Source organism: Streptomyces sp. NPDC056503, assembly GCF_042794995.1.
Lineage (GTDB): Bacteria > Actinomycetota > Actinomycetes > Streptomycetales > Streptomycetaceae > Streptomyces.
Genome location: NZ_JBHTST010000080.1, coordinates 1 through 15,390, shown reverse-complemented (window position 1 = coordinate 15,390; position 15,390 = coordinate 1). Strand labels below are relative to the sequence as shown.

General features: G+C 74.2%; 13 protein-coding genes. 8 read left to right on the top strand and 5 right to left on the bottom strand.

The window, feature by feature from the left end; genetic code table 11:
* Positions 1-40: 40 nt before the first annotated feature.
* The gene (locus ACFQ8C_RS22990; RefSeq protein WP_383460604.1) at positions 41-3,676 is read right to left on the bottom strand and encodes a DUF4132 domain-containing protein; all 3,636 of its coding nucleotides are present in this window, start codon (positions 3,674-3,676) and stop codon (positions 41-43) included.
* 153 nt (positions 3,677-3,829) lie between these two features.
* Here ACFQ8C_RS22990 and ACFQ8C_RS22985 point away from each other — a divergent pair, with 153 nt between their 5' ends.
* Both ACFQ8C_RS22985 and ACFQ8C_RS22980 read left to right on the top strand, forming a co-directional pair.
* Positions 3,830-4,543 carry a DUF2470 domain-containing protein gene (locus ACFQ8C_RS22985; RefSeq protein WP_383460601.1) on the top strand — a complete coding sequence of 238 codons (714 nt, stop codon included), beginning with the start codon at positions 3,830-3,832 and terminating at the stop codon, positions 4,541-4,543.
* A gap of 52 nt (positions 4,544-4,595) precedes the next feature.
* Positions 4,596-5,414 (top strand): DUF817 domain-containing protein, encoded by an 819-nt coding sequence (locus tag ACFQ8C_RS22980; protein ID WP_383460649.1) that lies wholly within the window; start codon positions 4,596-4,598, stop codon positions 5,412-5,414.
* Here the strand turns inward: ACFQ8C_RS22980 and ACFQ8C_RS22975 are convergent.
* Positions 5,357-6,007, bottom strand: a complete 651-nt coding sequence (locus ACFQ8C_RS22975; RefSeq protein WP_383460599.1) for a transcriptional regulator — start codon at positions 6,005-6,007, stop codon at positions 5,357-5,359. The genes ACFQ8C_RS22980 and ACFQ8C_RS22975 overlap by 58 nt on opposite strands.
* A 106-nt stretch (positions 6,008-6,113) precedes the next feature.
* Between ACFQ8C_RS22975 and ACFQ8C_RS22970 the strand changes: the two genes are divergently transcribed.
* Positions 6,114-6,365, top strand: coding sequence for an EF-hand domain-containing protein (locus ACFQ8C_RS22970; RefSeq protein ID WP_383460597.1), 252 nt, complete (start codon positions 6,114-6,116; stop codon positions 6,363-6,365).
* A gap of 123 nt (positions 6,366-6,488) precedes the next feature.
* On the opposite strand, the gene ACFQ8C_RS22965 is transcribed toward ACFQ8C_RS22970, so the two are convergent.
* Positions 6,489-7,502, bottom strand: a complete 1,014-nt coding sequence (locus ACFQ8C_RS22965; RefSeq protein WP_383460594.1) for a LacI family DNA-binding transcriptional regulator — start codon at positions 7,500-7,502, stop codon at positions 6,489-6,491.
* A gap of 81 nt (positions 7,503-7,583) precedes the next feature.
* Complete coding sequence (locus ACFQ8C_RS22960; RefSeq protein ID WP_383460591.1) at positions 7,584-8,849, bottom strand: alpha/beta fold hydrolase; 1,266 nt, start codon at positions 8,847-8,849, stop codon at positions 7,584-7,586.
* Between the two features lie 149 nt (positions 8,850-8,998).
* On the opposite strand from ACFQ8C_RS22960, the gene ACFQ8C_RS22955 reads away from it, so the two are divergent.
* From ACFQ8C_RS22955 to ACFQ8C_RS22935, 5 genes are all read left to right on the top strand, one after another.
* Positions 8,999-10,750, top strand: coding sequence for an ABC transporter substrate-binding protein (locus ACFQ8C_RS22955; RefSeq protein ID WP_383460588.1), 1,752 nt, complete (start codon positions 8,999-9,001; stop codon positions 10,748-10,750).
* A gap of 14 nt (positions 10,751-10,764) precedes the next feature.
* Positions 10,765-11,697: an ABC transporter permease gene (locus ACFQ8C_RS22950; RefSeq protein ID WP_383460585.1), complete on the top strand. Its 933-nt coding sequence runs from the start codon at positions 10,765-10,767 to the stop codon at positions 11,695-11,697.
* A complete protein-coding gene (locus ACFQ8C_RS22945; protein ID WP_383460582.1) occupies positions 11,694-12,680 on the top strand; it encodes an ABC transporter permease in 987 nt (328 codons plus the stop codon). The genes ACFQ8C_RS22950 and ACFQ8C_RS22945 overlap by 4 nt, the downstream gene beginning before the upstream one ends.
* A complete protein-coding gene (locus ACFQ8C_RS22940; RefSeq protein WP_383460580.1) occupies positions 12,680-13,711 on the top strand; it encodes an ABC transporter ATP-binding protein in 1,032 nt (343 codons plus the stop codon). Before ACFQ8C_RS22945 ends, ACFQ8C_RS22940 begins: the two co-directional genes overlap by 1 nt.
* Positions 13,712-13,773: 62 nt before the next feature.
* Positions 13,774-14,706, top strand: coding sequence for an ABC transporter ATP-binding protein (locus tag ACFQ8C_RS22935; protein WP_383460647.1), 933 nt, complete (start codon positions 13,774-13,776; stop codon positions 14,704-14,706).
* Positions 14,707-14,810: 104 nt separating this feature from the next.
* On the opposite strand, the gene ACFQ8C_RS22930 is transcribed toward ACFQ8C_RS22935, so the two are convergent.
* Positions 14,811-15,116 (bottom strand): hypothetical protein, encoded by a 306-nt coding sequence (locus ACFQ8C_RS22930; RefSeq protein WP_383460577.1) that lies wholly within the window; start codon positions 15,114-15,116, stop codon positions 14,811-14,813.
* Positions 15,117-15,390: the final 274 nt, after the last annotated feature.

Below are 15,390 nucleotides of genomic sequence, written 5' to 3'. Positions count from 1 at the left end.
AGGCCCCGGGGCGGGGAACGGTGACCGGGACGGGCGGCCGTCACGAGGTCAGTTCCGTGAGGTCGGCGAGGAGTTCGGAGACGACCACGGGGTCGAGGTCGGCGAGACGGAGCGGGTAGGCGCGGCTCGACCGGTGGTCGCCGGGGTGGGTGTCCAGCCAGACGGTCTCCAGCGTCTGCTCGGGGTACTCGTCGATCAGGCCGACGGCGATGCCGGGTTCGAGCTGGATGACGAGGTGGCACTCGGCCGCGAGGCGGCGGTGGAACCAGCGCTCGACGCCCGCGTCCTGCGGGACGCCGCGCTCCCAGCCGCGCTTCTGGAGGCCGAGGAGGCGGCCGACGGGGACGGTGGCGCCCTCGAAGCGGGTGAGACGGGCGCCGGCGGCGTCCGCGTCGGTGGCGGTGTGGACCGGCCGGGCCAGCTGGGGGAAGGGCTGGACGAGCTCGTGGTCGGCGAGGAGTTCGGTCCAGACGTCGAGCCGGCCGGTGAGGCGGAGCGGGTGCGGGAGGGTGACGGTGGCGTCGTCGGCGACGGCGAGGAGGGCGTGGTCGGCGTCGGCGTAGCCGCGGTCCCCGGTGATCCGGAAGGCGGTGGTGACGCCGTCCCGCTCGACGCTCCAGACGAGGCGGCGGGCGAGGTGCCAGACGAGCGGGTGCTCGACGAACAGCCGCCGGAACTCGGCGCCGGTCCAGGTGCGGCCGTCGACCATGGCGGCCTCCAGGCGGCGGATCTGGTCGGCGGCGATGGTCCGGACGTCCTTCTTCAGCGCGAGGAACCGCTTGCGCTCGGCGGTGGCCCGCTCGGTCGCGTCGCGGGCACCGGGCTTGGGGAGGTCCTTGAGGGGGCGGCCCTCGGCGTCGCGGACGAAGGGCTTGAGGGCCTCGTCGAAACCGACGGTGAAGCGGCGGCCGCCGTAGTCGACGACGGTGCTGCCGTCGGCGTCGAGGCCGAGGTCGGGCACGAGCCGGTCGGCGAGCTGCTCGGCGGTGAGGCCGAGGTCGTCGGCGACCTCGGCGATCTTCTCCTGGGCACGCTGCCTGAGCGCCTTGAACCTGACCCGCTGGGAGATGCCGTGGAGGTGGAGCAGGGCGTTGTCGGTGCCGATGGCGGCGAGCACGTCGAGCGCCTCGACGGCCCGGTGGTGGGCGCCCTCACCGGGCCAGGCGCGGACGACGGGGGCGAGGTCGCCCACGGTGCCGTCGTCGCCGAACCAGCCGAGGGCGTGCAGGGTCCACGCCTCCTTGGGCGGCATGCCGACGAGCCGCCACTCCTCGAAGAGGCCCCAGGCGAACCCGGCGAGCGACTCCGGCGTGCACAGCGCCCGTACCTCGGCGAGGCCGGGATAGGGGGCGCCCGGCCTGGAGACGGCGAGCATGGTGAGCAGGTGGGCGACGGCGGACACGGGGAGGGTGGCGCCGGTCCGCAGCCGGATCCGGGGCAGGACGCGGGGCTCGATCCAGGCGGCGGGCTGGGGCATCCGGGCGGGCAGTGCGGTCACCAGCGGGTCGGTGGCGAGGAGTTCCTCGACCGCCTGGGCGGCCTCCTCGCCGTACTCCCCGGCGGCGGCGCGGACGGCCTCGGGGCCGTGGGCGGCGACGATCGCCCGGAGGGCGCCCTCGGCGGCGGTCCGCCCGGGTCCCGCGGCGCCGACGGCGTCCGGGACGAGGAGCCGGGCGGCGTCGGTGCCGTGGCGGAGCAGCCAGGTGCGGGCGGTGCGGCCGGCGGTCTTGAGGCGGTGCAGCCAGTTCGCCATCAGGCGGGCGACCCGGACGTCGAGGTAGGGCAGCAGCACCTCGGCCATGGGGGCGGGGTGCGGCGGGGCCATGCGCAGGAGCGGCGGCAGGGCGGCCTCCTCATGGGCGGCGACGAGCGGCTTGAAGACCTCGGCACCGTCGTAGAGGTGCTCCATGCCGTCCCAGTCGGCGAGGAAGGGGCGGACGCGGTCGGCGGGCCCGTTGACGAGGACGCCGACGGTGTGCCAGTCGTGCAGGTCGCCGCCGAGGAGCTTGTCGACGAGGACGTCCAGCGGCTCGTACGCCTGCCAGCCGGTCACCCAGGACTCGGCGGTGGCCCAGGCCTCCCGCTCCCCGTCCCGCCAGACGGTCCGGGTGCCGGCGGGCGCGACGAGGCCGGTGACGACCCGGGTCGGGACGGCGGGGCGCCGTACGGTCCACGGCGGGCCGGTGAGAAGGACCGGCAGGTCGGCGGGGGCGGCGTCGCCCGAGGTGTCCTGGGCGCGGGTCAGCGGCTCGACGACCTCGGCGGCCTCGGCGGGCAGTTCGGGCAGGACGTCGAGGGCGAGCGCGCGGTGGGCGGCGACGTGCCCGGCGAGCATCCGGCGGACCAGCGGGCTCTCGGGCGTGGTCGCGCGGGCGGCCGGGGCGAGGAGCCGGAGCGCGCGGACGGGGAAGCGGCGGGCGGCCACGGCCAGTTCGGCGCGGACGTGCTTGTCGCCGACGCGGTCGAGGAGGGCCTGGAAGGCCTCGTCGGAGGGGAGTTCGGCGAGGGCGGCGGCGAGCGCCTTGAGGTCGTCGGTGCCGAGGTACTGGCGGTTGGTCTCGGCGGCGAGGAAGGGGGCCATGGCGGCGCCGGCGCCGTCCGCGACGGTGGCGACGGCGACCGGCCCCCAGCCGCGCCAGCCGAGGTCGACGCTCCCTCCGTAGGCGGCGGTCTGCTCGGCGGTGACGGAGCGGACGAGCATGGACCGCACCGGGTTCTGCGCGTGTTCGCGGGTGGCGGGGTCGGCGAGGCACTCGTCGGTCCAGGCGTGCTCGGTGGGCACGAGATAGGAGACGGCGACGCGGCGGCGGGGCGTGGTCCGGTGGCGGGCGAGGGCGGTGACGGTGGCCGCGTAGGTCTCGTCGTCGGCGACGGCGAGGAGGGCGCGGACCCGGTCGAGGGCGGTGTGGGCCTGGCCCTGGTGCCACTGGGGGTCGTCCTCGCGGGCGGGCTCGACGCCCTCGACGACGTTGCCCCGGGCGCCCTGCGCCCAGATGCGGCGGCATTCCAGGTTCGTGACGGCGGCGACGGCGGCGAAGGGCAGTCCGTGCGTGACGACCCAGGCGTCGACGACGGTGTCCCTCTCGGCCTCCTGGGGCAGGAGGGCGGCGAGGACCGCGGCGCCGACGGGGTCGGGGCTGCCGGCGTCCTGGGCGCGGGCGGCGGTGAGGAGGGCCTCGTCGCCGCGCCCCGAGTCGAGGGCGTGGTCGATCTCGGCGGCGAAGCGGGAGCGCCACTCGGCGAGCCGGGCGGGCGCGTCCGCGTCGGGCGGGGTGACCGGTACGGGGGTGCCGCCGCGGCGCGGCCGGAGGTTCCGCTTCCAGGCCTCGGGCAGGACGAAGGTGGTCTCGTCGGGGCGGACGGCGGGGGCCTCGTCCCTTTCCTCCAGGGGGACTTCGGCGGCGGGCGCGGGCGGCGGAGGCGAGGGCGCGGCCCCGGCCGCCGGCGGGGCCACCGCGGTGCCGGCACCGGCGCCGACGGCGGCGTACCCCTTGCGCTCCTTCTCGCCGACCGTCTTGAGCAGGTACGACGCGGCCTCCCCCGGTGTGCCGAACTCCTTGACGCGGGTCTGTCCCGCCGTGCCGATCCGCCCGAACCGGACGGTCACCGACGCCCCTTCGGCGCCGGCCTCCCAGAACTTCCCCGCGCCGTCCCCGGCGTGCTCCCAACGGCGCACGGCCCCTCCGCATGTACTCGTCCGATCCGTGCCACGCACAGTAGCGGTGGGTGCCGACAACACCCGAAATCCCTCCGTTTCCAGGGGTCCTGGACACCACCGACAGGGAATGGTTAGGTTAGCCTTACCTAAATCCGATCGAGGAGAGTCCCCGTGAGCGTCGCCCCCTCCCCCGCCCTGCCCCAGCAGACCGCCGCGGAACAGGTCCGCTCCGTCCTGGCCCGGGCCATCTCCCTCTCCCTGACCCTCGACGGCCAGACCTACGACCTCCTCGGCGCCCACACCGTCGGCGCCCGGGGCCGGATCACCCTCCACCCGCCCGCCGACACCCCGCTCTCCGACCACCTCGCCCGCGCCCCGCTCGGCACCCTCGACGCCCGGCTCGACCTCACCGACATCGCCCCGACCGCCCTCCGCGACCGGGTCCGCGCCCGCGTCACCCTCACCGGCCGGCTCACCCCCGCCGCCCCCGGCGACCCCGGCTCGCTCCGCCTCGACCTCGCCCGCGTCACCCTGCGCACCGGCACCGGGACCGAGGAGGTCGCCCCCGGCGCGTACACCCTCGCCGCCCCCGACCCGCTCGCCCTCGAAGAGGCCGCCCTCCTCACCCACCTCGCCGACGCCCACCCCGACCTCGTCTCCGACCTCGTCGTCCTCGCCGGATCCCGCCTCCCCCACGGTGCCGTCCGCGCCCTCCCCCTCGCCATCGACCGGCACGCCGTGTCCCTGCGCTGCGAGTACGGCGAGGGCCACTGCGACCTCCGCCTCCTCTTCCCCGGCGAGGCCCGCGACGCCACGGAGGCCGGCGACATGGTCCGCCGCCTGCTCACCGCCCCGCGCTGCGCCCACCACCACGACCACCACTGACCGGTCCCGCCGCCAGGAAACCGCACACGTGCGCGGGCGCGTCCCCTCCCGCATGGACTCGCCCAAGGACACCCCCCGGGACCGGCTCACGCACGGCTTCCACCAGCTCCTGCGCTTCGCCCTCCTGGAGGCGCGCTGCTGCGCCTTCGCCGTGGCGCTCGTCGGCGGCATCGCGGTCTCGGCGCTCCTGCCCGAACTGCCCGTCGCCCGCTACGACCTGCTCCTCGGCTACGGCATCGCGCTCACCGTGCTGGCGTGGCGGCTCGGCTGGGACGGCGGGCGGGACGTCCTGGTCATCGCCGTCTGCCATCTGATCGGCCTGGTCTTCGAGCTGGTCAAGGTCCGCATGGGCTCCTGGAGCTACCCGGAGGACGCGGTCACCAAGTTCGGCGGCGTCCCCCTCTACGGCGGCTTCCTGTACGCGGCCGTCGGCAGCTACGTCTGCCGCGCCTGGCGCCTGTTCGACCTGCGGCTCAGCGGCTACCGGCCGCGCGCCATGGCGGTCCTCGCCGGGGCGGTCTACCTCAACTTCTTCAGCCACCACTGGCTGCCGGACGCCCGCTGGCTCCTCGCCGCGCTGCTGCTCCTCGCCACCGCCGGCACCTGGGTCCGCTTCCGCGTCGGCGACCGGGACCACCGGATGCCGCTGGCCCTCTCCTTCGTCCTCATCGGCTTCTTCCTCTGGATCGCCGAGAACGCCGCCACCTACGCCGGCGCCTGGAGCTATCCCGACCAGCTCGACGGCTGGCAGCCCGTCTCGGTCGCCAAGTTCGGCGCCTGGGCCCTCCTGATCACCGTCACCTTCGTCCTGGCCTACGGGATGGGCTCCTCGCCGCGGCGGATGCCCAGGGTGGCGAGCAGGTCCTCGTGAAGCTCCATCCAGACGGTGTGGCAGGAGTCGGCGCGCGGGCGGTCCACCCAGGACAGCTCACCGCGCCGCACCCGCGCGAGCGCGCCGGTGAAGCGCTCGCCGTAGCCGCCGAACCGCGGCAGCAGGGCGCCCAGCTCGGCGGAGACGGTGTCGATGACCCCGCCGAGCACGGTCAGCTCGTCGAGGACACGCCCGTCCCAGGCCGCGTCCCCGTGGGTGTTGACGGCCAGCCGCCCGCTGCCGTCGGGCCGCAGCTGCCAGTCGGTGCAGGCCGTCAGGCAGCGGGCGTTGTACGCGAGGAAGGTCGCGTACCGCTCCCGCACGAAGTCTTCGAGCCCCGCCCCGGCCAGCTCCTCGGCCAGCAGCCGCTCCCCCTCCGCCCGCCCCCGGTCGGTCAGGCTCCAGCCGGAGGAACCGGCGAAGGAGGAGCGGGTGACCCGCCCGTACGCCTGGAGATCGAGCAGCAGCTCGCCCACGGCCTCCGGATCGAGACCGAAGCGTTCCGCGGCCTCCCCCTCCGTGGTCATGCCCCGCAGCCGTACGGCGTGCAGGACGAGCAACTCGGGGGCGGAGGGAATCGAGGGCTTCACCATGGGAGAGAGCCTAGGCAACGGGCCGGTAAAGGGGCCAGGCAACCCGTGCGGCCGCCGGAGCGTCCTCCCCCACACGAAGCCGGCCACCTCCACGCAAGGACATGCCATGAGCGACAAGGCCCGCGTCCTCTTCGACGCGCTCGATCTCGACCAGGACGGCACGCTGACCCTCGCCGAGGTCGTTCTCGCCCTGCGCGCGAAGGGGCCCACGCTCGCGGCGCACGGGGTGCTCCCCGCCTGGGGCGTGGGCGGCGACGACGAGTCCGCCGCCCTGTTCGACGCGGCGGACCAGAACGGCGACCGTCTCCTCAGCTTCGAGGAGTTCGCGGTCGTCGTGGACCGCCGTTTCGGGTGGTGACCTCCACGCCCCGCGGTCGCTCGGCCGCCTTCGAGAGCTGAACGCAAAAGAGCGCGCAGGCCCCACAAGTAATCGATGGTTCAACGCAACCGCACGGGCACACGGCGGCGGGGCCGCCCTCCGCTACGCGCGGTCCGCCGGCGGCGCCGTCGAGCCGCGCACCACCAGTTCGGGCTCGAAGAGCAGCTCACCGGGGTGCGAGTGGACGCCCTGGATCTGGGCGCAGAGCAGCTCGACGGCGGCCCGGCCCATCGCCTCGATGGGCTGGCGGACGGTGGAGAGCGGCGGCTCGGTGCAGTTCATGAACGCCGAGTCGTCGAAGCCGACCACCGAGACGTCCCCGGGGACGGCGAGTCCGCGCCGGCGGGCGGCCCGGATGGCCCCCAGGGCGAGCGGGTCGCTGGCGCAGACGATGCCGGTGACACCCTGTTCGAGCAGGCGGTTGGCGGCGGCCTGACCGCCTTCGAGGGAGAAGATCGAGCGGACGACGCGCTCGTCGGGGAGCGGGGCGCCGAGCGCCTCGGCGGCGGCGTGGGCGGCCCGCAGCTTCCGGCGGGAGGGCACGTGGTCGGCGGGGCCGAGCAGGAGCCCGATCCGCTCGTGGCCGAGGGAGGAGAGGTGGCGCCAGGCCTGCTCGACGGCGACGGCGTCGTCGCAGGCCACGCAGGGGAAGTCGAGGCCCTCGATGGAGGCGTTGACGAGGACGACCGGGATGTTGCGCTCGGCGAGCTGGTGGTAGTGGTCGTGCGGGGCGTCGGCCTGCGCGAAGAGCCCGCCGGCGAAGACCACGCCGGAGACCTGCTGCTGGAGGAGGAGGTCCACGTAGTCGGCCTCGGAGACGCCGCCCTTGGTCTGGGTGCAGAGCACGGGGGTGAGCCCCTGCTGGGCGAGCGCGCCTCCGATGACTTCGGCGAAGGCGGGGAAGATGGGGTTCTGCAGCTCGGGCAGGACGAGTCCGACGAGTCGGGCGCGCTCGCCCCTGAGCTGGGTGGGCCGCTCGTAGCCGAGCACGTCCAGGGCGGTGAGGACCGACTGCCGGGTCGCCTCGGACACCCCGGGCTTGCCGTTGAGGACCCGGCTGACCGTCGCCTCGCTGACCCCCACCTTCTTCGCCACTTGAGCAAGTCGTCGCGTCATGCGCGCAAGGCTAGCGCAAGCTCCGCAAGAGAATGACAGTCCGTTGCAGCTCCCGCGCAAACAGGGTGGTGGAGGCCGGGCTCACGCCCGGCCCGAGGCCATGTCCATGAGCCGGGCGAGGACCCGGCCGCCGGAGGCGGCGAGGCCGTCGTGCTCCCATTCGCTGGTGACCCAGACGCGGGCGGAGCCGATCCGGCGCGCGGTGTCGAGGGAGAGCCCGGCGTCCACGTACACGTCGTCGTGGTAGACGGCGGCGGCGAGCGGCACCCGGTTGGCGGCGAGGCGCGCGGGGTCGTACAGCCGCGGCCAGTCGGCGCGCGCGGCGAGCAGCTCGGCGGCCTCGGCGAAGGGCCGCAGTCCGGCGATCTCGCGGAACATCCAGGGGTACATCATCTCCCCGGTGAGCAGCAGGGTCCCGGCGTCCTCGGCGAACTCGGGGTGGTCGGCGAGGGCCCGGTGCGCGGCCCAGCCGGTGGGCCCGGCGCCCTGCCCGTACAGGCTCTCCTGGAGGACGGCGAAGAGCGGGGCCTCGACGTGCCCGGTCAGGGTCGCGACCTGGTGCAGGAAGGTGTCGCCGGGCGCGCCGTCGGCGTCGAGCGCCTCGTCGAGGAGCCAGTGGAGGCGCTCGAAGCCGTCGCCCATGCCGAGGGCGAGGCCGAGGGTGCGCAGCCGGCGGACGGTGAGCCGGTCGCCGTCGGGGAGGCGGACGTCGCCGGCGTCGAGGAGGCCGGCGATCCGGCGGAGCCGGCCGGCGTCCTCGGGATAGCGGGCGTAGTACTCCCGGCAGCGGTCGCGCACGCGCGGGTAGGTGCGGGCGTAGACCTCGTCGGCGGTGGCGGTGAGGCCGGGCAGGCCCCCGGTGACGTAGCAGGCGCGCAGCCCTTCGGGCGCGCGGGAAAGGTAGGTGAGGGTGAGGAAGCCGCCGTAGCTCTGGCCGAGGGTCTCCCAGGGGGTGTCGCCGCAGAGGCGGCGGCGGATCAGTTCGGCGTCGTCGACGATGGCGTCCGCCCGGAAGTGGCCGAGGTGGGCGGCGAGCCGGGCGGGGTCGGCGAAGCGGGCGGCCGCGCGGGCGGTGACGGGGGTGGAGCGGCCGGTGCCGCGCTGGTCGAGCAGGAGGACCCGGTGGGTCTTCAGGGCGTGCGGCAGCCAGCCGGGCGAACCGAGCGTGGGGCGGGGGGACTTACCGCCGGGCCCGCCCTGGAGGTAGAGCAGCCAGGGCAGTTCCTCGTCGGCGCGGGCGGGGTCGGCGACCTCGCGGGCGAAGACCTCCAGGGTGGGGCCGTCGGGGCGGGCGTGGTCGAGGGGGACGGTGAAGGTGTGGTCGGCGGTGGCGTACGCGGGGTGCAAGGAGGCTCCTGGAGGGACACGGATGGGTAACGGACGGGCCGAGCGGGATCCCACACCTTGTCAGTGCAATTTCACATTACTATGTTACGGGTCACATTCCGGCCGCTCTGGCTGTCCGATCCGCTCTTCCGCTCTCCTCGGAGTGACCCATGAACAAGCGCACCTCCACCCTGGCCATCGCCCTGGTGTCGACCCTGACCCTCGGCCTCGCGGCCTGTTCCGGCGGCCCGTCCGGCGGCAAGGCCGACGGCTCCGAGCGGAAGAACCCCGCCGCCGCCAACGCCGGCGCGGTCCTCGGCGGCACCCCGCGCCAGGGCGGCACCCTCACCGTCCTGTCCAACCAGGACTTCACCCACCTCGACCCGGCCCGCAACTGGGTCATGCCCGACATGGACTTCGGCACCCGGCTGCTCTACCGCACCCTCGTCACCTACCGGGCCGAGCCCGGCGCCAAGGGAAGCGAGCTGGTGCCCGACCTGGCCGAGGACCTCGGCACCCCCTCCGACGGCGCCAGGACCTGGACCTTCCGCCTCAAGCCCGGCCTGAAGTACGAGGACGGCACCCCGATCACCTCCCAGGACGTCAAGCACAACGTCGAGCGGTCCTTCTCCCCCGACCTGCCCGGCGGCCCCGACTACGCGGCCCGCTACCTCGCCGGCGCCAAGGGCTACCAGGGCCCCGCCCAGGGCGGACACCTCGACTCGGTGAAGACCCCCGACGCCCGCACGATCGTCTTCGAACTCGACCGGCCCTTCGCCGAGTTCCCCTTCGCCGCCACCCTGCCGACCTTCGCCCCGGTGCCCCCGAAGCAGGACAAGGGCCCCCAGTACGACAACCGCCCGTTCTCCTCGGGGCCGTACAAGATCGAGACCTACGCCCGCGACAAGCAGCTGGTCCTCGTCCGCAACACCCACTGGGACCCGAAGAGCGACTCCGTCCGCAAGGCGTACCCGGACCGGATCGTCGTCACCATGGGCCTCAAGGGCAACCAGATCGACGACCGCCTCATCGCCTCCTCCGGCACCGACGCCTCCGCGGTCTCCTGGGCCCAGCTCCGCCCCGAGTCCCTCTCCAAGGTCCTCACCAAGGCCGACGTCAAGGCCCGGATGCTCGCCGAGTCCAGCAGCTGCACCGAGATGCTCCAGATGCACACCGGCCGCGCCCCCTTCGACGACCCGAAGGTCCGCCAGGCCGTCCAGTACGCCCTCGACCGGGAGGCGATCGTCACCGCCGCCGGCGGCCCGGCCGTCACCGACTCCTCCAGCGCCGCCATGCCCGGCGCCCTCTTCGCCGGCGGCAAGCAGCCCGACACCCTGAAGATCCCGCTCTCCGGCGACCCCGAGAAGGCCAAGGCACTGCTCAAGGAGGCCGGGAAGCCCGACGGCTTCTCCACCCGCCTCACCGTCTCCACGAACGACAAGGCCATCGGCGAGGCCGTCCAGCAGTCCCTCGGCAAGGCCGGCATCAAGGTCACCATCGACACCGTCGACCCGTCCGCCTTCTACGACACCATCGGCGACACCAAGAGCCGCACCGACCTCGTCTACACCGGCTGGTGCCCCGACTTCCCCTCCGGCACCACCTTCCTCCCCTTCGTCTTCGACGGGCGCTACATCAAGGAGAAGGGCAACTCCGGCAACCACTCCCTCTTCCGCGACGACGCCACCATGAAGCGGATGGACGAGATCGCCGCCATGACCGACGGCGCCGCCGCCAACAAGGCCTGGCAGGAGCTCGACGGACAGATCCTCGCCAAGGCCCCCGTCGCCCCCGCCGCCACCAAGCGCCGCTCCCTCCTCGTCGGCACCAACGTCGCCGGCGCCTACGGCCACACCTCCTGGGGCGGACAGATCGACTACGCGACCGTCGGCCTCAAGGACCCGTCGAAGAGCACGGACTGAAGGACGCCCCTCCCATGACCACGACCACGACCACCCCTCCGGTCCACCCGGGCGACGGGGCCTGGCGGCTCGTCCGCGCGGAGCTGCGCCGCCGCGCCTCCCTCAAGGTCTCGCTCGCCGTCGTCGCCCTCTTCGCGGTGATGACCGCGGCCGCCCCGCTGATCGCCGCGCTGGGCGGCTGGGGCCCCGAGGAGTTCGACAAGTCCGCCGTCGACCCGTACCTCGGCGGACTGCCGATCGGGCCGCTCGGCGGCGTCTCCGCCGACCACTGGCTCGGCGTCGAACCCGTCACCGGCCGCGACCTGTTCGCCCGGGTCGTGCACGGCGCCCAGGTCTCCCTGCTCATCGCCTTCGCCGCCACCGCGATCGTCGTCCTCGCCGGCACCACCGCCGGCATCGCCGCCGGCTACTTCGGCGGCCGCACCGACACGGTCCTCTCTCGGCTCATGGACCTCACGATGTCCTTCCCCTCCCTCATCTTCATGATCGCCATGATGTCGGTGGCCAGGGACGTCGACCGGACCCTGCTCATGACCCTCGTCATCGGCCTCTTCGGCTGGCCCGGCGTCGCCCGGGTCGTCCGCGGCCAGACCCTCTCCCTCAAACACCGCGAGTACGTCGACGCCGCCCGCGTCGGCGGCTCGGGACCCTGGCGGATCCTCGCCCGCGACATCCTCCCGGGCGTCGCGGGGCCGGTCATCGCGTACACCACGCTGATGGTCCCCGGCATGATCGCCACCGAGGCCGCGCTGAGCTACCTCGGCGTCGGGGTCCGCCCGCCGACCCCGTCCTGGGGCCAGATGATCGCCGAGAGCGTCGCCTACTACGACACGGACCCCATGTACTTCCTCGTCCCCAGCCTCTGCCTCTTCCTCACCGTGCTCGCCTTCACGCTCCTCGGCGACGCGCTGCGCGACGTCCTCGACCCCCGGGGGAGCCGTACGTGATCCTCTACCTCGGCCGCCGGCTCCTCGGCGTGCTCGGCGTGCTCCTCGCCATCGCCGCCGTCACCTTCACCATCTTCTACGTCCTCCCCTCCGACCCGGCCGCCGCCGCCTGCGGCAAGGCGTGCAGCGACGAACGCCTGGAGGCGATCCGCGCCCACATGGGCCTGGACGCCCCCGTCTGGCGCCAGTTCGCCGACTTCGTCACCGGGATCTTCACCGGCCGGACCATGGGCACCGGCCGGTACGCCCTGCACTGCGACTTCCCCTGCCTCGGCTACTCGTACGAGAACAGCGAGGGCGTCTGGGACCTGCTCGTCGACCGGCTGCCCGTCTCCGCCTCGCTCGCGGTCGGCGCCGCCGTCCTCTGGCTGGCCCTCGGCCTGTCGGCCGGCGTCACCGCGGCGCTCCGCAAGGACACCCTCACCGACCGGGCCCTCATGATCGGCGCGGTCGCCGCCGCCTCCCTGCCCGTCTACTTCACCTCCGTCCTCCTCATCTACGGGATGATCCGGCTCACCGGCCTGCTGCCCTACCCGCAGTACGTCCCCTTCACCTCCGACCCGCTGTCCTGGGCCTCCAACCTGCTCCTCCCGTGGCTGGCACTGGCGATCCTGTACGCCGCCATGTACGCCCGGCAGAGCCGCGGCGCGATGATCGAGTCCATGGCGGAGCCGTACATCCGCACGGCCCGCGCCAAGGGCCTGCCGCGCCGCACGGTCGTCGTCAAGCACGGTCTGCGGGCCGGCATGACGCCGGTCCTCACCCTCTTCGGGATGGACCTCGGCGGACTCCTCGCCGGCGCCGTCATCACCGAGTCGCTCTTCGGACTCCCCGGCATCGGACGCCTCTTCTACGGCGCCCTCACCACCGGCGACCAGCCCGTCATCCTCGGGGTGACGCTGCTCGCGGCCACCTTCATCGTCGTCGCCAACCTGGCCGTGGACCTGCTGTACGCCGTCGTCGACCCGCGAGTGAGGTACTGATGGCCGACCCCACCCCGCTCCTGACCGTACGGGACCTCAGCGTCACCTTCCCCACCCCGCGCGGCCCCGTCCGTGCCGTGGACTCCCTCTCCTTCGACGTACCGCACGGCCGCACCCTCGGCATCGTCGGCGAGTCGGGCTCCGGCAAGTCCGTGACCTCGCTCGCCGTCATGGGCCTGCACACCGGCGCCGAGGTCACCGGCTCCGTCGCCCTCGACGGCCGCGAACTCGTCGGCCTGCCCGACCGGGAGCTCAACCGGCTGCGCGGCCGACGAATGGCGATGATCTTCCAGGACCCGCTCTCCAGCCTCCACCCGTACTACACGGTCGGCGAACAGATCGCCGAACACCACCGCGTCCACTTCGGCACCCGCAGGGCCGCCGCCCGCGCCCGCGCCGTCGAGGCGCTCGCCGAGGTCGGCATCCCCGAACCCGGACGCCGGGCCGGGGAGTACCCGCACCAGTTCTCCGGCGGCATGCGCCAGCGGGTCATGATCGCGATGGCGCTGGTCTGCGAACCCGACCTGCTCATCGCCGACGAACCGACCACCGCGCTCGACGTCACCGTGCAGGCCCAGATCCTCGACCTCCTCGCCCGCCTCCAGCAGGAGCGCCGGCTCTCCGTGGTCATGATCACCCACGACCTCGGCGTGGTGGCCCGGGTCGCCCACGAGGTGCTCGTGATGTACGGCGGCCGCGCCGCCGAACAGGCCCCGGTCGACACCCTGTTCGCCGCGCCCGCCCACCCGTACACCCGCGGGCTGCTCGACTCCCTCCCCCGCCTCGACGACCCCGACGACGTACCGCTCCACGCCATCCCCGGCAGCCCGCCGTCCCTGCTCGACCCCGCGCCCGGCTGCGCCTTCGCGCCCCGCTGCGCCCGCGCGGCCGCCGGCACGCCGGAGGAGCGGAACCTCTGCGCCCACGAGCGGCCCGCGCTCGGCGGCCCCCAAGGGCACACCGCCGCCTGCCACTTCGCGGCCTTCCCGGCCTTCCCGGCCTCTCCCGCGTACGAAGGAATCGCCCCGTGACCACCACCACCCCGCCCGGTACGGACCCGGCACCGCCGCTGCTGCGGGTCCGGGACCTGGCGATGACCTTCCCGGGCCGCCGGCGCTCGGCGCCCGTGCGCGCCGTCGACGGCGTCGGCTTCGACCTGGCGGCCGGCGAGACCCTGGGCCTGGTCGGCGAGTCCGGCTGCGGCAAGTCGACCACCGGCCGGATGATCGTCCGGCTCCTGGAACCGACCGCGGGCTCCGTCGAGTACGACGGCCGCCCCATCGCCCACCTCTCCCAGCGGGGGATGAAGCCGCTCCGCCGCGAGATCCAGATGGTCTTCCAGGACCCCCACTCCTCCCTCAACCCCCGCCAGTCGGTGGCCCGGATCATCGCCGAACCCCTGCTGGTGCAAGGGAGTTCGGCCGAGGAGGCGCGCAAGCGGGCGGTGGAGCTGATGGAGCTCGTCGGGCTCATCCCCGAACACGCCGACCGGCGCCCGCACGAGTTCTCCGGCGGCCAGGCACAGCGCATCGGCATCGCCCGCGCGCTCGCCCCCGGCCCCCGGCTCGTCGTCGCCGACGAGCCCGTCTCGGCGCTCGACGTCTCCGTCCAGGCGCAGATCGTCAACCTGATGGAACGGCTCCAGGACGAACTCGGCCTCGCCTACCTCTTCATCGCCCACGACCTGTCGGTGGTGAAGCGCGTCTGCGACCGGGTCGCCGTGATGTACCTGGGCCGGATCGTCGAGATCGGCGCGAAGGACCGGGTGTACGGAGCCCCCGCCCACCCCTACACGCGGGCGCTGCTCTCCGCCGTACCCCTGCCGGACCCGGCGGCGGAGCGGACCCGGGAACGCATCACGCTCCTCGGCGATCCGCCCAGCCCCGCCGCTCCCCCACCGGGCTGCACCTTCCACCCGCGCTGCCCGAAGGCGCAGGCGATCTGCCGCACCGAGGCCCCGGCCCTCCGCCCGCTCGCCCCGGGCGAACCGAGGGAGGTGGCCTGCCACTTCCCCGAGCAACCCTGACCGAACGGAGGGGAGGGGAGGGAAGGGGAGGACAGGGCCTGGGTCGGGGGCGCGAGGAGGGCGGGACCCGGGGGTCAAGGGCCCAGGGGTCAGGGGCCCAGGGGTCAGCCGGAGGACATCGCCAGGCCCATCATCAGGACCAGCGCCCACGGGGCGGCGAGCACCACGAGGGAGGTGACCGCGAGGGTCGTCCGCAGGGTCCGCAGGGAGCGGCGGTACGGCGGCACCCAGGCGAGCGCGAGCAGCACGGCGGCCAGGGCGATCATCGTCTCGAACCCGCTGGTGTAGCCCTCGGCGGCGAAGAACGCGAACTCGCCCACCAGAAGCGGGAGTCCGGGAAGCGTCGCCGCGAGGGGCGCCTTCCACCAGGTCGGGTCGTGGTGGGCGCGGTTGCCGGTAGCCGTCGTCATGCCCCCAGTCGACCACCGACGGGGGCGGGCCGGAATCGGGCCCCGTACTCAGAGCGACGACCGTACGTACTCAGTCGCGGGCGCCACACCCGGGACCCGTCACCGGGGGCGGGCCCCGGACGTCCCCCAGGGGACCTCGTCCGTCACCCGAAGAGCGGGCCCGACCCTCACCCCCAGAGGACCTCGTCGGTCACCCCGACGGATGGGCCCGAGCGTCCCCTCGGGGGATGAGCCCGCCCGTCGCCACGAGCGGGCGGCCCGTCCCGCCCGCTCG